Source organism: Paenisporosarcina sp. HGH0030, from assembly GCF_000411295.1.
In the GTDB taxonomy this organism is placed as follows: Bacteria; Bacillota; Bacilli; order Bacillales_A; family Planococcaceae; genus Paenisporosarcina.
Window position 1 is genome coordinate 66162 of the sequence record NZ_KE150422.1, and the last position, 22111, is coordinate 88272.

Annotated in this window: 22 protein-coding genes, 1 pseudogene and 1 riboswitch; of the genes and pseudogenes, 11 read left to right on the forward strand and 12 right to left on the reverse strand. The window is 39.4% G+C overall.

Features of this window, described 5'->3' with window-relative positions; genetic code table 11:
- Nucleotides 1-76: 76 nt before the first annotated feature.
- Nucleotides 77-184: riboswitch (SAM riboswitch) on the reverse strand.
- A gap of 57 nt (nucleotides 185-241) precedes the next feature.
- From HMPREF1210_RS12420 to HMPREF1210_RS12455, 8 genes and pseudogenes are all read right to left on the reverse strand, one after another.
- The gene (locus HMPREF1210_RS12420) at nucleotides 242-550 is read right to left on the reverse strand and encodes a thioredoxin family protein (RefSeq protein ID WP_016429041.1); all 309 of its coding nucleotides are present in this window, start codon (nucleotides 548-550) and stop codon (nucleotides 242-244) included.
- A 12-nt stretch (nucleotides 551-562) separates the two neighbouring features.
- The gene (locus tag HMPREF1210_RS12425; RefSeq protein ID WP_016429042.1) at nucleotides 563-904 is read right to left on the reverse strand and encodes a toprim domain-containing protein; all 342 of its coding nucleotides are present in this window, start codon (nucleotides 902-904) and stop codon (nucleotides 563-565) included.
- A gap of 187 nt (nucleotides 905-1091) precedes the next feature.
- Complete coding sequence (gene gcvH, locus HMPREF1210_RS12430; RefSeq protein ID WP_016429043.1) at nucleotides 1092-1472, reverse strand: glycine cleavage system protein GcvH; 381 nt, start codon at nucleotides 1470-1472, stop codon at nucleotides 1092-1094.
- A 74-nt stretch (nucleotides 1473-1546) separates the two neighbouring features.
- Nucleotides 1547-1906, reverse strand: a complete 360-nt coding sequence (locus HMPREF1210_RS12435; protein WP_016429044.1) for an arsenate reductase family protein — start codon at nucleotides 1904-1906, stop codon at nucleotides 1547-1549.
- 274 nt (nucleotides 1907-2180) lie between these two features.
- Nucleotides 2181-3965: an acyl-CoA dehydrogenase family protein gene (locus HMPREF1210_RS12440; protein WP_016429045.1), complete on the reverse strand. Its 1785-nt coding sequence runs from the start codon at nucleotides 3963-3965 to the stop codon at nucleotides 2181-2183.
- A 32-nt stretch (nucleotides 3966-3997) separates the two neighbouring features.
- Complete coding sequence (locus tag HMPREF1210_RS12445; RefSeq protein ID WP_016429046.1) at nucleotides 3998-5173, reverse strand: acetyl-CoA C-acetyltransferase; 1176 nt, start codon at nucleotides 5171-5173, stop codon at nucleotides 3998-4000.
- Between the two features lie 31 nt (nucleotides 5174-5204).
- Nucleotides 5205-7571: a 3-hydroxyacyl-CoA dehydrogenase/enoyl-CoA hydratase family protein gene (locus tag HMPREF1210_RS12450; protein ID WP_016429047.1), complete on the reverse strand. Its 2367-nt coding sequence runs from the start codon at nucleotides 7569-7571 to the stop codon at nucleotides 5205-5207.
- Nucleotides 7572-7857: 286 nt separating this feature from the next.
- A pseudogene (locus tag HMPREF1210_RS12455) lies at nucleotides 7858-8180 on the reverse strand (proline dehydrogenase family protein); the annotation flags it as partial.
- A 184-nt stretch (nucleotides 8181-8364) separates the two neighbouring features.
- Here HMPREF1210_RS12455 and HMPREF1210_RS12460 point away from each other — a divergent pair.
- From HMPREF1210_RS12460 to HMPREF1210_RS12475, 4 genes are all read left to right on the forward strand, one after another.
- Nucleotides 8365-8625, forward strand: a complete 261-nt coding sequence (locus HMPREF1210_RS12460) for a hypothetical protein (RefSeq protein ID WP_016429049.1) — start codon at nucleotides 8365-8367, stop codon at nucleotides 8623-8625.
- On the forward strand, nucleotides 8622-8936 hold the full coding sequence (locus tag HMPREF1210_RS12465; protein ID WP_016429050.1) for a spore coat protein: 315 nt from the start codon (nucleotides 8622-8624) through the stop codon (nucleotides 8934-8936). The genes HMPREF1210_RS12460 and HMPREF1210_RS12465 overlap by 4 nt, the downstream gene beginning before the upstream one ends.
- A gap of 71 nt (nucleotides 8937-9007) precedes the next feature.
- Entirely contained in the window at nucleotides 9008-9328 is a 321-nt protein-coding gene (locus HMPREF1210_RS12470; RefSeq protein ID WP_016429051.1) for a thioredoxin family protein, read from the forward strand.
- 80 nt (nucleotides 9329-9408) lie between these two features.
- A complete protein-coding gene (locus HMPREF1210_RS12475; RefSeq protein ID WP_016429052.1) occupies nucleotides 9409-9876 on the forward strand; it encodes an STAS domain-containing protein in 468 nt (155 codons plus the stop codon).
- A 15-nt stretch (nucleotides 9877-9891) separates the two neighbouring features.
- Here HMPREF1210_RS12475 and HMPREF1210_RS17400 read toward each other — a convergent pair whose 3' ends face one another.
- Nucleotides 9892-10758, reverse strand: a complete 867-nt coding sequence (locus HMPREF1210_RS17400) for a GNAT family N-acetyltransferase (RefSeq protein WP_016429053.1) — start codon at nucleotides 10756-10758, stop codon at nucleotides 9892-9894.
- 219 nt (nucleotides 10759-10977) lie between these two features.
- On the opposite strand from HMPREF1210_RS17400, the gene HMPREF1210_RS12485 reads away from it, so the two are divergent.
- On the forward strand, nucleotides 10978-12423 hold the full coding sequence (locus HMPREF1210_RS12485; protein ID WP_016429054.1) for a catalase: 1446 nt from the start codon (nucleotides 10978-10980) through the stop codon (nucleotides 12421-12423).
- Between the two features lie 132 nt (nucleotides 12424-12555).
- Entirely contained in the window at nucleotides 12556-13098 is a 543-nt protein-coding gene (locus HMPREF1210_RS12490; RefSeq protein ID WP_016429055.1) for a hypothetical protein, read from the forward strand.
- Between the two features lie 44 nt (nucleotides 13099-13142).
- On the opposite strand, the gene HMPREF1210_RS12495 is transcribed toward HMPREF1210_RS12490, so the two are convergent.
- Together HMPREF1210_RS12495 and HMPREF1210_RS12500 are read right to left on the reverse strand one after the other, a co-directional pair.
- Nucleotides 13143-14033 (reverse strand): 5'-3' exonuclease, encoded by an 891-nt coding sequence (locus HMPREF1210_RS12495; protein ID WP_016429056.1) that lies wholly within the window; start codon nucleotides 14031-14033, stop codon nucleotides 13143-13145.
- Nucleotides 14033-14599, reverse strand: coding sequence for an NADPH-dependent FMN reductase (locus HMPREF1210_RS12500; protein WP_016429057.1), 567 nt, complete (start codon nucleotides 14597-14599; stop codon nucleotides 14033-14035). The genes HMPREF1210_RS12495 and HMPREF1210_RS12500 overlap by 1 nt, the downstream gene beginning before the upstream one ends.
- Before the next feature lie 171 nt (nucleotides 14600-14770).
- On the opposite strand from HMPREF1210_RS12500, the gene HMPREF1210_RS12505 reads away from it, so the two are divergent.
- From HMPREF1210_RS12505 to HMPREF1210_RS12515, 3 genes are read left to right on the forward strand one after another with little or no spacing between them, the layout of a single operon-like run.
- On the forward strand, nucleotides 14771-16324 hold the full coding sequence (locus HMPREF1210_RS12505) for a spore germination protein (protein ID WP_016429058.1): 1554 nt from the start codon (nucleotides 14771-14773) through the stop codon (nucleotides 16322-16324).
- A 16-nt stretch (nucleotides 16325-16340) separates the two neighbouring features.
- On the forward strand, nucleotides 16341-17453 hold the full coding sequence (locus HMPREF1210_RS12510) for a GerAB/ArcD/ProY family transporter (protein WP_016429059.1): 1113 nt from the start codon (nucleotides 16341-16343) through the stop codon (nucleotides 17451-17453).
- Nucleotides 17450-18574, forward strand: a complete 1125-nt coding sequence (locus tag HMPREF1210_RS12515; RefSeq protein WP_016429060.1) for a Ger(x)C family spore germination protein — start codon at nucleotides 17450-17452, stop codon at nucleotides 18572-18574. The genes HMPREF1210_RS12510 and HMPREF1210_RS12515 overlap by 4 nt, the downstream gene beginning before the upstream one ends.
- An 804-nt stretch (nucleotides 18575-19378) precedes the next feature.
- Here the strand turns inward: HMPREF1210_RS12515 and hutH are convergent.
- Nucleotides 19379-20905, reverse strand: a complete 1527-nt coding sequence (hutH, locus tag HMPREF1210_RS12520; RefSeq protein ID WP_036660095.1) for a histidine ammonia-lyase — start codon at nucleotides 20903-20905, stop codon at nucleotides 19379-19381.
- 149 nt (nucleotides 20906-21054) lie between these two features.
- On the opposite strand from hutH, the gene HMPREF1210_RS12525 reads away from it, so the two are divergent.
- Both HMPREF1210_RS12525 and HMPREF1210_RS12530 read left to right on the forward strand, forming a co-directional pair.
- Complete coding sequence (locus HMPREF1210_RS12525) at nucleotides 21055-21540, forward strand: DinB family protein (protein ID WP_016429062.1); 486 nt, start codon at nucleotides 21055-21057, stop codon at nucleotides 21538-21540.
- A 17-nt stretch (nucleotides 21541-21557) separates the two neighbouring features.
- The gene (locus HMPREF1210_RS12530; RefSeq protein ID WP_016429063.1) at nucleotides 21558-22106 is read left to right on the forward strand and encodes a GNAT family N-acetyltransferase; all 549 of its coding nucleotides are present in this window, start codon (nucleotides 21558-21560) and stop codon (nucleotides 22104-22106) included.
- Nucleotides 22107-22111 lie beyond the last annotated feature (5 nt).

Here is a 22111-nt window from a genome sequence, read left to right on the forward strand (position 1 = left end):
ATATCCTAAAAAAATAAAAATCCCTTCCGCAGACAAGCAGAAGGGACTAATGCACAATTATATACGTTAGACCGTTCTCTCATCTTTCAAAGCAAATTCGCTTTGAGTGATTTGGCACCATTTCACAAATTGTGACGGTTGCCGGGCTTCATAGGGCACTTCCCTCAGCCTCTCTTTATAAGAGTTTACGATATTAAGTTTTTAGTTACGAATGATAATGTAACACGTTCAAATGCGAACGTCAATTATTTTTTTGCAAACGATTATAGAGATAGGGAACTGATTGAAAAGCATAAACTTTTTCAACTATTTGACCATTTTCCGCAATGAGTAAACAAGGGACGCTTTGGATTTGATAATCGACCGCTAAACTTTCTACATAGTTCAAGTTTGCTTTCCCTATTTGCAAATCCGGCAAAAGTTCTTCCACAACGTCCATCATTTTTGAGGCAACTTGGCAAGTTCCACACATGGGCGTATATAAATAATAAGCTGCCCTCTTTGCGTTTTGAGAATGATTTTCCCACTCCGCACGCGTCCATTCTTTCATTGTATTCATCCTTTAGGCAATAAATTCCGCTTTAACATCGATATTCGCTCCGAGCAACACAGTTGCTAGAACTTTCATTGGTGTAGTCGCAACTTCTCGGTAGGCTGGATCAGTATATAAATGAAGTGCTTCGGGAAATTCACGTTTAATGAGCGCACGTAATTTCTCTCCGGACTTATCAGCATCGACAAATACATAAATCTCCAACTGATCGTAGGGGGCTAATATTTCTTCCAATCGCGTGGGGCTGACTGTTCCGTTCGTGCAGATAATTTCAACTGGCTCTGCAATAAGACGCAGAATCCGCTGTTTATCTGATCGACCTTCTACAATTATGACTTTATCAATTGGCATGGGATCACTCCTGGCTGTACTGACATAAAAGATTGTTTAAAAAGTTTTCTTGAAACGGAGTCCATCAGGTTGCAACTCTTCCCGATCACAACCAATGCCACTCTTTTCAATATCCCGTTTTAAACTCGCTGTTATAATCGACATATGCAAAAAACGCCGAACAAATGTCGGCGTTCAACTAACGATATTACTCTTGTGTCATTTCTTCGTATTGCTCAGCCGTCATTAATGAGTCCACTTCAGACAAATCTGTAGGTTCTACAACGATCATCCATGCATTCTCGTATGGAGATTCATTCACGAATTCAGGACTGTCTTCCAATCCGCTGTTCACTTCAACTACTTTACCACTGATTGGTGCGTATAGCTCAGAAACTGTTTTAACAGATTCAACACTGCCAAATGGTTCGTTCGTTTTGATTTCGTCGCCTACTTGTGGAAGTTCTACGAATACAATATCACCAAGCTCAGATTGAGCGAAGTTAGTGATGCCGATGCGTGCTTTTCCATCTTCAACTTTAACCCATTCGTGTTCCTCAGAGTAGCGTAATTCTTTTGGTGTGCTCATTAATACCCCTCCAAATATGTAATATATTCAACTTCAGTTTGACATAATCTTTCCTTAAAAACAAGAACTGAAAATCAGCTTTTCCAATTCACAGTAAAATCCGACTCCTTAAAACCTACTGTGGCTTTCAAGCCGTCCGTCACAAGGGGTCTTTTAATGAGCATCCCGTCTGAAGCAAGCAATTCATATTGTTCTTCATCTGACATCGTCGGCAGTTTATCTTTTAAACCAAGCTCCCTATATTTCATTCCACTCGTGTTATAAAACTTCTTAAGCGGCAACCCACTTGTCTCTACGATCTTTTTCAACTCTTCCTTTGAAGGGGGAGTTTCTACAATATGTACATCATGATACGAAAGACCTTCGGCATCCAACCATGCTTTAGCCTTTTTGCAAGTACTACATTTCGGATATCCATAATACGTAATAGCCATCATTAAACCTCCTTATCATCATTTTAACCAGTCTATCAAAAAATAAATCCGAACACCTCATCAGAAGCGTTCGGATTTTTTATTCTACGTTTTTCTTTGCGTCAATCAAATATTTTCACTTGTTTATTTCCAGTATTGAAGGAAGTTCTCCTTAGGTTCATCGAAGAACCTATCGGTGATTTTTAGTATTAATAGTTTTCTTAAAATACAAACAAGGCGAAGTGGCAGAAGCACTTCGCCTTGTTCAATAATAGGGTCAAATATCGAGATTTTATTAAACTACGTATTTCTCAGCGTCAATCAATTTAACCGAAGCTTCACGTTTTTTGGCAATTACATTATAAGGAGTAGAGCGAGTCAATTTACGCAGTGCAGAAAGCATCATGCGTAAGTTATCGCCTTCAACTGCAGCAATCAATGTTTCTTTCGCATCTTTTTCGATACATTCAAAAGCTTCCTGACAGAAGATTTGAGTGTATAGAAGTTTTTGGTTCGCTTTATCAACACCGTCACGCTGGATTGCTTTCTCTGTACGCAGAACAGCTGATTCCATTGCGAATAGATTGCTCACGATGTCCGCAATGTTTGCCAATACCTCTTGTTCAGTTTCAAGTTTTGTACCGTAACGTTGAGCCGCTAAACCTGCAGCTAGCAAGCCGATTTTTTTAGCATTTTGCACCAATACTTTTTCTTGAGCTAATGGTGTATCTTCAATTTCTTCTGGCATCATCATTAACAATTCTGATTGAAGCGCTTGTGCTTTTTGAAGAAGTGGAAGTTCACCTTTCATAGCTTTACGCAAGAACGTACCAGGTACCAGCAAACGATTGATTTCATTTGTGCCTTCGAAAATACGGTTAATGCGGGAGTCACGATAGATGCGCTCTACTTCATACTCTTGCATGAAGCCGTAACCGCCATGCAACTGAACTGCTTCATCCGCAATATAATCCAATACTTCTGTGCCGAACACTTTGTTGATTGAACATTCAATAGCATATTCCGCAATAGAAGCAGCAATAGCTTTGCCATCTTTTTGCTCTTCAGGACTCAATTGACTCATGCGGTCTTCAAAATAACCAACCGTACGATAAATCAAACTTTCCGAAGCATATAATTTGGATGCCATTGTTGAAAGCTTTTCTTTTGTTAAGTTGAAAGAAGAAATCGGTGTTTTAAATTGTTGACGTTGGTTCGAATAGGCAACAGCCAATTCAAAAGCACGTTTGGATGCACCAACTGTACCCACTCCCAATTTGTAACGACCAATATTCAAGATATTGAATGCAATAACGTGGCCACGGCCAACTTCCCCAAGTAAGTTTTCAACCGGCACTTGTGCATCCTGTAAAATTAAAGTACGTGTCGAAGAAGATTTAATCCCCATTTTCTTCTCTTCCGCGCCTACTGAAACGCCTGAGAATTCACGTTCTACGATGAAAGCAGAGAATTGTTCTCCGTCAATTTTTGCATACACAACAAATACATCCGCAAAACCAGCGTTTGTAATCCATTGTTTCTCTCCATTTAATACATAGTGCGTACCTTCTGCATTTAACTTGGCAGAAGTTTTAGCACCTAAAGCATCCGAACCTGAACCTGGCTCTGTTAGCGCGTAAGCGGCAATTAGTTCGCCAGTAGCGAGTTTAGGCAAATATTTTTGTTTTTGCTCTTCATTCCCAAAAAGTACAATTGGTAATGATCCAATTCCAACGTGTGCACCGTGAGTAATGGAGAAACCACCTGCACGCGACATTTTCTCTGCAATTAGTGCAGATGAAACTTTATCCAATGCCAGACCGCCGTATTCTTCAGGCACGTCTGCACCTAGTAAACCTAAGTCACCAGCTGATTTTAATAGTCTTACAGAATGCTCAAACTCATGATGTTCCAAGTTTTCAATGACTGGCACCACTTCATGTGTAACATAATCCTCTGTTGTTTTAGCAATCATTTTATGTTCATCTGTAAAGTCTTCCGGTGTAAAGACGCGATCAAGTGCTACATCTTCCACTAAAAAGCTTCCGCCTTTAATTACATTTGCAATCGTCTTCGTCATTTTGTTTCCCTCCTATTTTTTCAATAATTCAATTAAAGAATCTCAAATACGCCAGCTGCACCCATGCCTCCGCCGATACACATCGTGACAACACCAAATTGCTTGCCTTGACGTTTTAATTCATGAATCATTTTCAACGTTAAAATCGAACCTGTAGCACCAAGTGGATGTCCAAGTGCTATGGCACCACCATTGACATTCACTTTATTGATGTCGATTCCTAAATGACGAATTACTTGAATCGATTGCGATGCGAATGCTTCGTTCAATTCCCATAAATCAATGTCTTCAATTGAAAGACCCGCTAGCTTCAACGCTTTTGGAATCGCTACAATCGGTCCAATTCCCATGACTTCCGGTGGAACCCCGCCAACCGCAAATGAACGGAATTTAGCTAGTGGTTTTAGTCCTTGCGCTTCAGCTACTTCTCGATCCATGACAAGCACTGCACCTGCACCATCAGAAGTTTGAGATGCATTTCCTGCAGTTACAGTCCCACGTGCGTTGAATACCGGACGAAGTTTTGCCAGAGTCTCCATGTTCGTCCCAACACGAACGCCTTCATCCATTTCGAACATGATTTTCTTTTCTTGTGGTTTGTTATTTTCATCAATATATCTTTTCAGAACTTCTACTGGTACAATTTCTGTTTTGTATTTACCTGCCGCGATGGCTGCAGCTGCAAGCTCATGTGAGCGTACAGCAAAAGCATCCTGGTCTTCGCGGGTAATGCCAAACTTCATTGCCACTTGTTCAGCAGTATGCCCCATCCCCATATAGTATTGAGGTGCTGTTTCTGCAAGTGTTGCGTTAGGACGAATTGTATTTCCCATCATCGGAACCATACTCATCGATTCAACACCACCTGCAATGATTGCTTCAGAGTGACCAAGCATAATGCGTTCTGCTGCATAAGCGATTGATTGCAGACCTGAAGAACAGAAGCGGTTGATAGTAATCGCTGGTGTTGTATCTGAAAGTCCTGCCAGTGCACCTATATTACGGGCAACGTTCATCCCCTGTTCCGCTTCAGGCATTGCACAGCCTAAAATCAAATCGTCAATCGGACCATCATAACCGCCCGCTCTTTTTAACGTTTCTTTTACAACCAATGCACCAAAGTCATCTGGTCTCACTGTTGCAAGGGAGCCTTTTTTCGCTTTCCCTACAGGTGTTCTGGCACCTGCTACAATAACTGCTTCGCGCATAAGTTCTCCTCCTCATTGCCGCTTCGTACGCTTAGTTACGAAGTGGCTTTCCTTTCACTAACATGTGCTGCATTCTCGCTTGAGATTTTGGTTCAGCTACTAAACTTAAAAATGCTTCACGTTCTAAATCGAGTAAATATTGTTCATCGACCAAAGTACCGTAAGGCACTTTTCCTCCTGCTAGCACGTAGGCTAATTTCTTCGCAATTTTTAAATCATGATCGCTGATGAAACCTGAAAGGAACATTCCTTCAGCTCCAAGTAACAGCGTTGCATATCCTGACTCGCCGGTTACTGGTACTTTTTCACGAAGAGGTGCTTTGTAGTTGTTTTCATATAGCGAAAGTGCAACTTGTTTCGCATCATAGATTAAGTGATCAGCATTTACACTGATACCGTCTGCAAAGTTCAGGAAGTTGTTTTCACGTGCTTCTTCGGCAGATGTCGATACTTTTGCCATGGCAATTGTTTCAAACACTTTGTTTGACACGTACTGATAATCAACATGAACACCCGTTGGCAAGCCTTTTAAGTGTTTCATATACAATTCTTTATTTCCGCCGCCTCCAGGAATGAGTCCCACTCCCACCTCAACTAATCCCATATATGTTTCATGAGATGCTTGAATGTGTGCAGCTGGCAGACATGCTTCCGCCCCGCCACCAAGCGTCATGCCGAATGGAGCTGCCACTACAGGTTTCGAACAATACTTTATTTTCATCATGGCGTTTTGGAACGAACGCACGACGAAATCCAATTCAAAAATATTGTCGTCCTGGGCCTCCATAAGAATCATGCCAAGGTTTGCGCCTACACAGAAGTTTTTCCCCTGGTTACCAATCACAAGACCTTTAAAGGTTTTCTCTACTTCATCAACTGCAAAGTTAATCATTTGGATAATATCGAGCCCGATTGCATTTGATTGTGAATGGAACTCCAGTAAAGCAATCCCATCTCCTAAATCTATTAAACTGGCACCTGAATTTTTCTTGATTACGCCATGTTTTTTCTTGTAACGTTTTAAGTTAATTACTTTTTCATTCGTTGGAACCAATGAATAACCCTCACCATTGAAGAAATACAAATCTCCATTGTCTTCTTTATAGAAGGAATCGAATCCTTGATCAAGTAAGCTTTGTGTGAAAGTTGGAATTTCCAACCCTTCCGCTGCCATTTTTTCAGTGGACTCTTTTACGCCGATGGCATCCCATACTTCAAATGGTCCTTGTTCCCATCCAAACCCCCACTTCATCGCATTATCGATTGCCACGATATCATCTGCAATTTCTCCATGTAGTTTTGCGGAATAAGACAATGTAGGTGCTAAAATGCTCCACAGTAATTCCCCTGTGCGATCTTTAGCATAAGTTAATGTTTTCACTTTAGCTGCAAGACCTTTTTGTTGCTTCGCCATTTCCAATGAAGGGGTTTTCAGCTTCTTCACTGGTTCGTACTCCATCGTTTCAGCATTCAATTCAAGAATTTCTTTACCTTTTTTCAGGAAAAATCCTTGACCTGATTTTGCACCTAACCAGCCGTTTTCAAGCATATTAGTAATCAAGGTCGGCAATTCGAACACTTTTTGTTCGTCACCTGTAGTCTGGTCGTAAACGTTTTTTGCGACGTGACCAAAAGTATCCAAACCGACCACATCAAGCGTACGGAACGTCGCCGATTTCGGACGACCAATGACAGGACCTGTAATGGAATCCACTTCACCAACCGAGTAGCCTCTTGCCAGCATTTCACGAAGTGTCACAAGAAGGCCATACGTACCAATGCGGTTCGCAATAAAGTTTGGTGTGTCTTTAGCAAGAACAACACCTTTTCCTAAACGATCCTCACCGAATGTTTGCATGAATACTACAACTTCCGGGAGCGTATGATGAGCTGGTATAACTTCCAACAGTTTTAAATAACGTGGCGGATTGAAGAAATGAGTGCCAAGGAAGTGCTTTTGAAAATCTTCACTTCGTCCTTCAGCCATTGCATTGATGCTAATGCCGGAAGTATTAGAACTGACAATTGTGCCTGGCTTACGAACCGCGTCAATTTTCTCGTAAAGACCTTTTTTAATATCCAGATTTTCTACAATAACTTCGATAATCCAGTCGACATCTTTTAATTTATCCAAGTCGTCTTCGAGATTTCCTGCTGTCAATAATGAAAGATTTTTCTTTGACGATAGGGGTGCGGGCTTTTGTTTTAGAAGTTTCTCTAGTGCACCTTGGGCTATTTGATTACGAGCTTTTGAATTATTTTTGTCCTCTACTTTTAAATCTCGAGGTACCATGTCAAGCAATAAAGTTGGAATTCCGATATTTGCTAAGTGAGCAGCGATTCCTGAACCCATAACGCCAGAACCCAGAACAGCAGCCTTTTTAATTTGATAAGTCACGTGCAAAGCCTCCTTTAGAGTTTTTGAATGAATACTCATTCATTTTTTAATGAAAAAAAATAGAAACAACCTCTATGTCTATTAGTTTAGTTCATTTTCAATTTTTTCGCAATATTTAAATGATGATTAAAAACCAAAATTTACCCCGAAAAATCTTGCTAACTATTGCGTCCTTTTATTCTATGAAAGGCGTATTTTTTGTATGCACTATGTAGCTGAAGAATTCAAATAAAACTTTTCCAAGTCTAATTCAAAAAGGAGATGTTCGTTGGCATCTCCTCTCCTATTATTTATTCAAAATACCATTGGCAACAAACGCAACATTTGCTGGCCGTTCAGCTAAGCGTCTCATAAAATAACCATACCAATCAGACCCATATGGGACATAAATACGCTTTTATAGCCTTCTTTTACAAGTTGGCGCTGTAATTCTTCACGAATACCAAACAACATCTGGAACTCGAATTGATTGCTTGCAATCCCATGTTCCTTAACTAATTCTTTCGTATAGTTGATCATTGCTTCGTCATGAGAAGCAATGGCCGTATAGTTACCTTTCAATAAATGGGTTTTAATGATTTTTTTGAAATTCTCATCCACATCAATTTTAGAATTCACGCATCGATTGTTCGATTATGAGTTCCAGCCTCCTCTATTCAAATACATTTTATTAGTATGTTCTTTCCTATATATACATAACTACCCTAACATCTTTTTTACAAAAGAAACTAAACGGAAAATGTATATATAATCATTTCTGCCTCACACTAAAACGAAAAGGAGGATACATTACATGAATTTATTTTCACAACAAAAAGAACAGCCAATTTCATTTCCCGAACCCCCTAAAATGGTTTCTTCAAAAGATTTCAGCTACTTGACAGATATGATGTCATGGAATTTGCTGGCAGCTAAAAAAATGAATTGGGCGGCTGAAAATTGCCAACTCCCTGATTTGAAGAAGGAATTTGAGACAGCTGAACAAATGCACAGTAATCATTACGACGAGTTGCTCAAGTTACTGAAACAAAATGAAGGAGGTTCTGTTTCATGAATCAGCAAACAGTGAAAAATCCACAAACTCCTTATGTTGAAACACCGCAATTAAACGACCGCGACATCTTAAATGATGCCCTTTCTACTGAAAAATATTTATGTAATTCTTATGCAACGGCAATGCATGAGGCCAGCCATGATGCGCTATATCAAACCATTTTCACTCAATTAAGAGCTACATCCAAACAACAACGTAGCCTTTACGACTTAATGTTCAAGCATGGTTGGTATAAATTGACACCGGCAGATCCTAAAGAAATCCAACAAGCGACACAACAATTCCAGGGATACAAGCAACAGCTTCAGTAATGAAACAAATTGCTATCCGATGGAAGTAAAACCGTGTAAACTGTTCCTATAGAAGTCGAGGAGGAACAAAAATGAAATCTATTACAACAACTGAACAATTCAATGACATTATTTCTTCTGATAATGAAGTCATCGTAAAATTCACTGCTGGATGGTGCCCTGATTGTACTCGTATGGACATGTTCATTGATCCAATCGTTGAAGAGTATAAACAATACACTTGGTACGAAGTGAATCGCGACGAACTTCCTGAAATTGCTGAAAAGTATGATGTTATGGGCATTCCAAGCTTGCTGATTTATCAGGATAGCGAAAAGAAAGCTCATTTGCACAGTGCAAATGCAAAATCACCTGAACAAGTAACTGAATTTTTGCAGAGTCAAAAAGGATAGACCTCGTGTCTATCCTTTTTTCGTGCAGAATCAAGAATAGATTATGCTATACTTAGTGAAAATAATCACTGAGGTGTAAAATGACTCAAGAACTTGAATTGCAACAACTGAAAGAGAAAGTTAAATACTATGAAAATATTATCAAGAACATGTCTGCCCCAGTGATTCCTTCTGTCGTACCAAATACAATATTGATTCCGATTGCCGGATATATGTTCAAAGAACGCTTTGATATGATTCAAACCAAAGCACTTCAATATGCAGGAACCCATCGTGAAACGGAGCGAGCTATCTTTGATTTTACTGGAGTTACAGTAGAAGACGTTGCATCTTTTGATTACAATGATTTGGCAACGGAAATTTACCAACTGAATAACTCACTTAAACTAATGGGTATTCGTCCGATTTATGTTGGTTTTAATCCTCGATTTGTCAGAGAAATTGTTCATGCTGGTATTCAAGTGGAAATCGAAACGTATGTGAATTTCCGTGCAGCTCTTCAACGTCTATTAAAAGAAAACAACCAATCGCTTCACTCCCTTGGGTGAATGATTGGTTGTTTTTTAGTATTTCTTGAGCATAAAGACTTGTGAAATTGCTGTATTTTCAAAACCACTTTCCTGAAGGTAAGATACCACATTGCCTTTCCCCGTCATAAAGTTGTATGTAGATCGACTAACAGGTTGATCATATTCAAGTGCATGTGCCAATAGAAGGTTAACCTCATGTTGTTCGTCTCTGGAAGCCACTTGGAATAAGGTAATTCCATCCGAAGGATTATTATAAATTCCTCTTTTTCGAATTAAACAGGATGCTTTTATTTCCCTCTCTTTTAACAAATTCACTACTTCTCCACCGACTTTGGGTACAACACTCTCGGCTGTTTGCCACGGGACGAGCGTTGGAAAAAGATCTGATCCAATGGCTAGAAACGCAGGAAATCTTTCTAATTCGTAATCTCCTAATTCAGGCAGTTTGTCGATTAGTTTTCCGGAACCAGATAAAAATACAAGCTTATCCTGAATTTCGTATCCACACTTTTCATATAATTTGATTGCAGGCCCGTTTTCAGACAAAGCCTCTAAAGTTGCAAAGGCTACTTCATTTTCCACAAGAATGCGCTCTGCTTCTTTCATTAGGTGAAGTCCAACGCCCTTACCCCGATATTTAGGAATGATCCCCGTACCACCATTCCAGGAAATTTTAACTCCGTCATTTTCTCTTATTCCTTGCAGAATAAACCCAATTGGTGTGTTTCCATCAAAAGCTACAACTGATAGTTCCACCGACAATCCTTCGTTGCCAAAGCGTCCAACAAACTGTTCCATTGTTAAATGCATCGGGATTAGGTATCCTTCAAAACCTTTATTGAACAAAGCAAGTGCATCTTCAAAATTTAATAATGATAACCGTTTATATGTGATATTCACCAGTTATTCCCCCTTTATTAGTGATGTTTAACTTTACGATTGAATTTGTGGAAACATTCTTTCTCTTCTATAATTGTATTTTTTCATCTTCTACAAGTCTACAAGCTAGTAAAAATTTTTTAGACTTTCACTCAATCATATTACTTGATAATCACTTAAATATACTTTACATTTGAATTAGTTCTTTTTTATAATAATTATTAATAAGGAGTCGATACAATGAAAAAGCTAACAACTAACCAAGGTGTACCAATCGGCGATAATCAAAATTCCCGAACTGCGGGTGAACGTGGCCCAACACTTTTAGAGGATTATCAATTAATTGAAAAATTAGCTCACTTTGACCGTGAACGTGTTCCTGAACGTGTTGTACATGCTCGTGGAGCTGCTGCCCACGGTACATTCGTCGTCAAAAACAGTATGAAAAAATATACAAGAGCTGCTTTCTTACAAAATGAAGGGCAAGAAACGCCAGTATTCACTCGATTCTCTACCGTCATTCACGGGCTCCACTCACCAGAAACTGCTCGAGATCCACGTGGATTCTCAGTAAAGTTCTATACAGAAGAAGGCAACTATGATTTTGTTGGGAATAATTTGCCTGTATTCTTTATCCGGGATGCAATCAAGTTCCCTGATGTTATTCACTCATTAAAACCAGATCCACGTACGAATCTTCAAGATGCTTCACGTCTTTTTGATTTCATGGGTCTTTCGCCTGAAGCGACAAATATGCTCATTCACTTGTTTACAGATGAAGGAATCCCTCAAGATTACCGTCACATTCGTGGATCTTCAGTGCATTCATTCAAATGGATCAGCGAAGATGGCAAAACTACATATATAAAACTTCGTTGGGTTCCTAAACAGGGCATTAAAAACATGACAATTGAAGAAGCTGCAGAACAGCAAGGAAAAGATTTCAGTCATGCAACGCGTGATTTATATGAAGCAATTGAGCGTGGAGACTATCCTGAATGGGATTTATTTGTTCAAACTTTGAAACCTGAAGACATGGATAACTTTGACTTTGATCCACTTGACGCTACGAAAGATTGGTTAGAGAAAGACTTCCCTTATGAGTTGGTGGGAACAATGACTTTAAATCGTAATGTAGACAACTTCTTTGCAGAAACAGAATCAGTTGGATTCAATCCAGGTGTTCTAGTACCGGGTATACAACCATCTGAAGATAAAATGTTGCAAGGTCGTTTGTTCTCTTACTCAGATACACAACGCTACCGTATTGGTGCAAACTACTTACAGTTGCCAATCAATGCACCAAAATGTCCATTCTCAAATAACCAACGTGACGGCGCTATGCCATTTAGACAACAAATGTCTCGCGTAAACTACGAACCAAATAGTTTCGACTCAGAACCAAAAGAAGCGCCTGAATTCAAAGAATTTGATCAACCAATTTCAGGAGTTGCAGGTAAAAATGCAATCGAAAAAACAAATAACTTCGGTCAAGCTGGTGAAATTTATAGAAGTTATGATGAATCGACAAAACAAGCATTAATTAAAAACTTACTTGATCAGTTCTCTGGCATTGAAAATCGCGATATCGTAGGTCGAGCGATTGCAAACTTCCACCGCGCCGATGAATCGCTTGGGCATGCACTTGCCGAAGGTGCAAACGTAGACGTTCATCAATACTTGTAATTTAATAGATCGCTAGATTTTAAGTTTCTCTTCCATTTTTAGTCGCAACGAAAGCTTCAAAGTTTACAGAAAAAGAGTTTTTCCGTACTGTTAAATCAGACGGAAAAACTCTTTTTTCACTGAGGTGACATTATGCGTATTCAATTAGAATTACAAGGTCTATCGCAATTTGATAGATCAATCAAAATACAGTATCAGAAATCTGCATGTGGACCTGTTACTGCCCTGACCATTTTGCGTTACTTGATGCCGAATTCATGTCCTTATGATGCGAGTCGATTATACCGTTTACTGGGAGGTACTCGAATTGGTTTATTTACATGGCGTTTAAAACGTAATTTACGGAAACTTCTCGGCCCTAATTGGGATATTGATACCTGTTCGATGGATGAAGCAAAAGAAGAATTACGAGCCGGTAGACCGGTGGCATGTAAATTTGATCGGTACTTTTCATTTCACTGGTTCAGCTCTTATGATTTTTCCTATCATTGGGTCCCGCTCATCGGGTTTGAAGAAAAAGAAAACGACTTGACGCTGATCATCCACGATAATGGTGGAAGAAATCGCCCAAGCCGAATTCGCCAAATTTCATATGAAAAGAACAAAGGAATTTTAACGTTCGTAAAAATATCCCCAAATACTAAGAAGTTTGAATTACTGACAATGCTCGTTTAAGAGCCGATTAACTTCCGACACGACCAAGTTTCCTCCAAATAAAGTTAAATCGAATATAAAGTTCGAGCATACCGACTCGTAATGCCGTATCCGGCTTCCTCTACCTGAGTTAATAATTGCTGACTGTATGAAGGCACAATCAATTGATCAAGTTCAATCGGCAAATCCATTTCACAATGGATCGTAGCAAGTCTTTTTGACAATCGTAACATGTCCAGGTTTTCCTGAATCTTCTTTTGTTGACCCGGCTTTAACTCCGGTAACGCCTCAATGACTCCTTCAACAGAACCATAGTTTTGAATAAGTTGAAGTGCACTTTTCGGTCCTATTCCTTTAACTCCCGGGTACCCGTCACTCGAATCTCCCATAAATGCTTTCACATCGGCAAAAAACGAAGGCTCAATTTGATACTCTTCTACAAAACGTTCGTATGTATATTCGTCATAGATGTTATACCCTTTTTTCGTAAAAGCGATCTTAGTTGTGGGATTGAGTAATTGCAATAAATCTTTATCTCCACTTACGATGGTGATATCTGCTTCATTTTGCCACTTGCATGCCATGGAGCCAATTAAATCATCCGCTTCCATCCCAACTTCCCCAAAGTTTTTCCAGCCAAGCATTTCAGAAAGATTCTTAGCCATATCAAATTGAGGCAGCATTTCTTCAGGCGGAGCAGGACGGTTGGATTTGTATCCATCAAACAAATCATTGCGGAAAGTGTGCATACCCATATCCCAACAAATGGCCATATGAGTCGGTTGCATAATTTGTTTTGCGCTCATCACATGACGGGCAAACCCTTGTACACCATTAGTTGGGACACCTTGTTCATTTCTAAAGTATTGTCCAAAGACTGAAGTTGCAAAAAACGAACGGAATAAAAGTGCCATTCCGTCGACTAATAAAATGTGGGGTCTCTGATTGGATTGCATTATATCTCCTCTTTCTGCCACTCTTTTGTAGCATCGATCCATGTAATGAATTTCTTCAAGACTCCATTAATGAATATTACGGTCTTATCATCAGTTAGTGTTCCTTTATCATTAAATTTCGTTGATGCTTGTCCAATCAAAATTTCATTTCCAGGTAGTGTTAACGCTTGATGTCCTGGTGAATTTAATATTAATCGCAAATGATTTTGAGCACGTGATGTTCCTACTGGTCCTCCTGAACAACCCATGATCAGAACTGGTTTCTTTACAAAAACTTTTTCTTTTCTTGAAAGCCAATCCAATGCATTCTTCAATGCCCCAGGCACTGAATGGTTATATTCAGGCGTCGCAATCAGCACACCGTCAGATTCCTGTATCAGTTGGATGGCTTTTTTCACCTGTTCAGGAACCTCAGCTTCGATATCTTCATTAAACAATGGAAACTCATTGATTTCAATAAACTCCATTTTTATGTCCACTTTGTACGTTTCTTGTAAGTAGGCAAGTAACTTTCGATTTAATGATTCTTTCCGCAAACTTCCAGCGATCAAGGCGAATGTTTTCATTGGAATCTCTCCTTTTAAAATATCTTGTTTCAGTATAACAAATGCAGATCGAACTGTACGAAAGTCTGTATTCTATAAGTGTCAAAAAATATTATTACATTTGAATTATGAGTATAGATTATTTTCCTGGAGCCTATTCTAAAAGAAAGGGTTGTGAAAGGAGGGAAAGAAATGTTTAAAAAAAAGAGCAGACAGTCTTCCTCGAAAAATAAACCGACTGTTGAAGATGGCGAAAATCACAAAGATGAAAAAGCAAGTAAGGTTCATAATGAAAGCTTGTTTCCAATCTCATCAAAAGATTATTTAGAGGCTATTAAAAAAGCAACCAACAATCCAACTGACTTAGTTGTCAAAACAATTTCTCCAAATCTCACGCTTACTTACATAGATAGTTTAGTGGATGGCCAAACCATAAGAGATCAGCTCATTCCAGATCTTTTAAGAAAAGAGTATGAATCACCTGAAAGTCTTAAATCTGCACTTTCCCTCCCCGAGGTAGATTTGGATGAACAACTTGATCATTCCGTACTTTCTATGTATAACGGGACGGCACTGATTCATATAAATGGCTTTTCTCAAGTTGTAATGGCAAAAATAACGACGAAAGAGTCCCGAAGCTTGACAGCACCTGAAAATGAATCACAGGTAATCGGGGCACAGGTCGGATTCAATGAAAGTCTGTCTACCAATGAATCGCTAATTCGAAGGTATATTAAAAATCCTGAACTGTGCAATGAAAAATTTGTTGTTGGAAAACAAACGAATACAACGATTGCCCTTTTATATATCAAGGGCATTGCATCCGAGGACATGGTGAATACGCTGAAAGACCGGATTACCAGCTTAAAGCTAGATGCCTTATTGGACAGTTCGGCTCTTGCTGAAATGATTGATGACAATTCTTTATCACCGTTTCCCCAGATGCTTCTTACTGAAAGACCGGACAGGTTTTGCGAAGGGTTGCTGAATGGTAAATTAGGCATCCTTGTGGATGGCAGTTCCATGGCATTATTATGCCCATACGCGTTCATTGAATTTTTCCAAAGCAGGGAAGATCAAAACCTGCGATGGCCAATCGCTTCCTTTTTTCGACTTTTGAGATTCGGTGCCATATTTTTGTCCACTTACTTGACACCTATATATGTAGCAGCTCTGACTTTTCATTATGAAGTCATCCCCCAATCACTGTTAGTTCCTTTAAGCGAATCAAGAGCTCTAGTGCCATTCCCACCAATAATTGAAGCATTACTCCTGGAATTGATAATTGAATTATTAAGGGAAGCAGGGGCAAGATTACCGACCAAAGTTGGACAAACCATCGGTATCGTAGGCGGTATCGTGATAGGAACCGCGGCGGTACAAGCCGGGATTACGAGTAATATTCTTATTATCATTGTTGCGCTAAGCGCATTGGCTTCTTTTACGACGCCAAGCTTTATGATGGGTAACGTCATTCGGGTCATCCGATTTCCATTGATTTTGTTAGCGGGTTTTTGGGGTTTTTATGGAATCATGCTCGGTTTTTGCTTCATCTTGATCCACCTGATTCGTCAGTCTAGTTTGGGAGCACCATACACTGCTCCTTTCTATCCCCCGCGTTTTAAGGATTGGCGAGATAGTATCATTAGGTTGCCATTACCATTTGCTTACAAAAGGCACTCAAATGCAAGGCCACAGGATGCAGATAAATATCAACCAGAACCAATCAATCCAGAAAAAAGTTGAACTGAAGGTGATTTGAGTGAACAACACCATACATGTGAAAAACCAAGAGATGATCAATGCTTTTCTACTTTTTTTTGTGATTCATACGATTCAAGTAGGTGTTGGTATCCATGGCTTCCAACGTGTCATTTATCAGGACGCCAAACATGATGCCTGGATTTCTGTTCTGCTCGTCGGAATTGCCACTCATATTATCGCGATTATTATGATTAAAACGCTGGAAATCTACGGTTCGAATGATTTATACGGCATCCATCAAGACATTTTTGGAAAATGGGTCGGCAACTTTTTAAATCTTTTATATATATTGTATTGTTCAACTGCATTTTTCTCTGTATTACGAAACTATATTGAAGTGGTTCAAACATGGGTTTTTCCGAACTTGAGTACGTGGTTTATTTCCGCTACTTTACTGCTGATAGTCATCTACGCTTTTACAGGTGGACTGCGTGTTATTGTTGGGATTTCATTTTTCAGTTTCGTTCTGTCCATTTGGCTTTTGCCCATGTTGGTATATCCACTTCAATTTACTTCGGCGCGAAGTTTGCTGCCCATAATGGAAACCGATATTATCGGAATTTTAAAAGGTGCACAGTCCATGACGTTTACTATTGCGGGGTTTGAGATACTCAATGTGATCTACCCATTCATCAAGGATAAAAATAAAGTACAAAAGCATGTACATTTTGGATTGTTGGCAACTACGATCATTTATCTATCTGTCATATTAGTTTCTATCACATACTTCAGCCCAGAACAATTAAATAAATCGATTTGGGCCACCTTAACATTATTCAGCGTCGTCCATTTTCCGTTTATCGAACGGTTTGAATATATTGCCGTTTGCTTTTGGATGTTAGTGATTTTGCCCAACCTTTGTCTATACCTATGGGCTGCTTATCGGGGAAGCTTACGATTGGTGAAAGTAAATTCAAACAAATTTATTTGGCTTTTTTCGGTTGTCATCTTTATGCTCTCTCTTTCCATTGAAACTCGTACTCAAATCAATGCGGTGAACACTTACTTTTCCAAAGTTGGATTTTATGTCATATTTGTTTATCCCATCTTTATATACTTTCTCGCAATAATGAAAAAGAAATATCGGACTCGTAAGGAGCAAAAGATGTGAAAAAAATAAAACTTGGCTTCATATTCGTTGTTCTCTTTGTTTCGTTGGTTGGATGTGCGGAACAGAAATTGCTGGAACAGATTGGATTGACAACCTTACTTGGATATGATTTGAGAGAAGACGATAAATTATCGGTAACAGCAGTCGTTCGTCAAGTGAATCCAGAATTCCAAAGTAATGTAGAAGTAATTTCGGCTGAGAATGAAACTATTCGTGGTGCCCGTACTGTTATTAATAGAAAAACATCGAAAAAAAACGTGACCGGTCAGATGCGAGTCGTCTTGTTTGGAGAAGAAATATCAAAAGACGGAATTGCTCATTATATTGATACTCTTTCGAAGAATTCCGAGACGAGCGGTGGCTTGTATGTGGCTGTTGTTGAGGGTGAAACAAAATCATTACTTGAATATCAATATCAGGAAATCGAAGATATAGGAATCCATATCTTCAAGTTGCTAGAACAAAACATCAAGAGCGAACAAATGATTTCATCCACTATTCATGAAGTAGCACACGATTATTACTCTCTAGGTAGGGACGTTGCTTTACCCATAATTAAAAGAAAGGATGAAATTGTGGAAATTTCAGGAGTTGCTTTATTCAACAAAGACAAAATGGTCGGGAAATTATCGGCTGAAAATAGTTTTTACCTTAAATTGGCTAGAGATTTTCATAAGGCTGCCATGTTTGAAACGAAGATTCCTAAAGAATCACTACCAGCTTCACAAACACAGGAATCTCAAGAAGATATTACAGTAGTGATTGATACTATCTCTACGAAGAAAAAATTGAAACTCATTAATCCGGACACACCGGAATTCGACATGCAATTCACAGTTCGTGGAAGATTATTAGAAATAGAAGCAAATATGGATATGGACAATCCAAAAAATGTGCAGAAATTGGAAGAAGAAATCGAGAAAAGTATGTCCAAGAACCTTGCAAAAATACTCGTTTATTGTCAGGAAGTGGACTCCGATGTTTTTGGTTTAGGTGAATTTTACCGAAGCTCGGTCAGAGAGTCCGATCTCACTTATGAAAAATGGCATGAGATGTATAAGGACGCGAAAGTAAATTTTAAAATTGACTTTACCGTTCTTAGAAGTGGGATTTTCGAATAAGCTAGAGCGAATATACTTATCCCTCTTTCTCTTTTTATTGTTCCCCATTACGAGTATGTTGGCCAATCATGACGGACATAAACTGTTTAAAAAACGTATCATAGTCGATATCGAATGCGATGCGATGTTTTTTATTTCCGTCCTTTTTTGATTCAATATCGTTCCGATGCCCATTTAGTGCAACTGGATCGTAAATATGGTGTTAAATAAGTGAATATAACTGTATACTATTTAAAAAGAGCCTATGCAAGAAAATGTTGATTTCCATTGCGGCGGACGCGTTTCGCGGGCACGACTTCAGTCTCCTCGTCACTACGTTCCTGCGGGGTCTTCAGTTCGTACTGTTCCCGCTGAAGTCGCCGCCTCCACTCCAATCAAAAGAAATTGCTTCTGTAAGCGTGTCTCTGCAAAATTTTAAAGTTAGAAGGGGTCGGCTATTTCTGAAGACTCCTGCGGAAAAACGAAACAAGCTAGACCCCACATGCTCAGCTGTCATAGACAGCTGAGCCGAGGAGGCTAGCGTTTCGTCCGCGGAAAGCGAAAGAAATAGCCGGCCACAATCTTTTTCGATAGAGTGCAAAAAATAAGAACTCAATTTTTATACTTTTATATTAATTGTTATTCTTTTGTCAACAAGCTGAGGCAGTCTCCAAAAATGGAGACTGCCTTTTTTATTGGCTCATTGAGTAGCTGAGCGATAACTCAGTTTAACTTTTTGGGTTTCACGTCTGAAAAATTAGCGTTCACATCTGACTTTGCAGATTCACGTCTGAAAACGACCTTTGAGACATCTTGACTCATCGCTTACTGGACGGTTACAGCCTCTTTTTTCGCATAAATTGAGGAAGCAGTTTCGTTCTTTAAATGTACGCTGATTCGCTCGATATCTGTGCTGAAAATCCGGTCTTCATCCATCGATGGGACGAATGCTCTAAATTCATTCCATTTATCCTGTAACAATGGAGACATTTTATCTTTGCCTCTGTACTCTGAACCTTGCAATGCACAGAAAGCTTCGATTGCCAACACGCGTCGTGCATTTTGAATCATATTTCCAGCATGACGAGCGCCGATTGTCCCCATGCTCACATGATCTTCCTGATTAGCCGAAGATGGGATTGAATCAACCGAGGCTGGATGTGCCAGAGTCTTATTTTCCGATACTAAGCTTGCCGCCGCATATTGCAGAATCATGGCACCTGATTGAAGTCCTGGTTGTGGACTTAGGAAAGGCGGTAAACCTTCGTTCAATTGTGGATTGACCAATCGTTCGATTCGGCGTTCCGAAACATTCGCAAGCTCCGCAACTGCCAATTTCAGAAAGTCCATCGCAAAAGCAATCGGCTGACCATGGAAATTACCTCCTGAAATGATGACTTCCCCATCCTCAAAAATCAATGGATTGTCTGTTGCTGCATTCATTTCGATTTCAAGCTTCTCTTTTACATAACCAAGCACCTGCCAGCTGGCACCGTGAATTTGTGGAATGCAACGCAGCGAATAGGCATCCTGCACACGCTTTTCACCTTGAGTTGTAACAAGTTGACTGCCTTGCAACCACTCTAGCATTCTACGTGCCACATCTACTTGCTCGACATAGCCACGTGCCTGATGGACAGCTGGATGAAATGCATCCGTTATACCGTGAAGCGCTTCCATTGTCATCGCCGCAATCCATTCACTTTGATAAGCCATTGTCTCCGCTTCTAACCAGTTCACTACGCCCTGCGCTGTCATGGCTTGCGTACCATTGATTAGCGCCAAGCCTTCTTTTGCTTCCAGCACTAATGGTTCAATACCTTTATTCCCCCATACTTCATGAGCTGGAATTTGCTGTCCCTCATGCCAGACAAACCCTTCCCCCACCAATACAAGTGCCAGATGAGACAAAGGTGCTAAATCACCGGATGCCCCTAGAGATCCTTGTGAAGGAATGACTGGATGAATAGAATGATTGACCATGTAAGCCAATCGTTCTAATACATCTACTCTAATGCCCGAGAAACCTTTCAATAATGCATTTAATCGTAAGACGACCATTGCACGGGACACTCGTTCTTCAAATGGTTCACCAATTCCACATGCATGTGAACGGATTAAATGGAGTTGTAGTGCGTGTACATCTTCCTCATCAATGCTGACATCACTGAACTTACCAAAGCCCGTATTAATGCCATAAACTGTTTTGCCTTCCCTTACGATTCTCTCAACCGCTTCACGGCTTTTTTGAACACGTGTTAATGCATTTGAATCAAGATTTATTGTTTCATTCTGAAATAATATGGATCGCATTTCTTCTAAATTTAATTTCTCACCAGTTAATAAGATCATCATAATCACCCCTATACTTCGAGTATATGTGTGTATATAATGAACTGCAATTACTATTTTCCAAATTATAACAAGATGCAGTGGTAGTGTACTATCTTAATAAAGTGTTAAAATGGGGAATATTCACATTTTTTAGAGGAGGAATTCAATTGGAATGGCAATCGATGTTTCATTATCACAAATGGGCTACACAAAAACTATTGAATCATGTAGATTCACTAGATGCATCTATCTTTCACCAAGAAGCAAAAAATTCATTTCCATCTATCAGTGAAACTTACTCACATGTCATCAGTGTTGATTACTTATGGTATAAGCGTTTAATTGGTATTGCTAAGCCGGAATGGAAACAATTTGATGTGAGTTCTGTTCAATCAACGAAAGAAGCATTTGCAGCTTTACACGAAAAAATGGAACAATTTTTCTCGACGCTAACTGACGAACAGTGGAAAGAAACAGTGAATTTTACCAATATAAAAGGTGCTCCGTTTTCCAACAAACGAGACGAAATGTTCTTTACGTTCATCAACCACTCTTCCTATCATCGGGGTCAGGTGACTTCATTCCTGCGTCAGTTTGATTTGGAGGGCGTTCCAGTCGATTACATTTATTTTGCAAATGAAATTCAAAGCTAATTATGGAGGTTTTCCTGTTGTCTTTTCCTGTACTAGAATCCGATAGACTTAACTTAATCGACTTAAATCAATCCCATGCAGTCCACTTGTTCAATCAATTCTCACGTGAAGATGTCACACGTTACTATGGGATGGACCCCATCACAACAATGGAACAAGCAGAAAAAATGATTACCAATATGAATAAAGGCTTCATGGAAAAACGTTCAGCACGATGGGGCATCCAACTAAAAGAAACTGGAGAGTTGGCTGGAACAATCGGGTTAAATAATCTGCAGCTTTGGAGCAAAAAATGTGAAGTTGGCTATGACCTGCATCCAGATTTTTGGGGCAAGGGCTATGTGAAAGAAGCACTGGAGAAGGTTTTGTCACATTGCTTTGAAACACTTGAACTTTCCCGAGTTGGCGCCGTTACATTTCCTGACAATGAAGCTTCGTGGAAGCTATTGTTGAAAATGGGGTTTGAAAAAGAAGGATTGCTAAGAAATTATTTATATCAAGGTGGTAAAACTCACGATGCTTTCGTCTTTTCCATAACGTTTGAAGACTGGAATCGACTTCATTAATAATT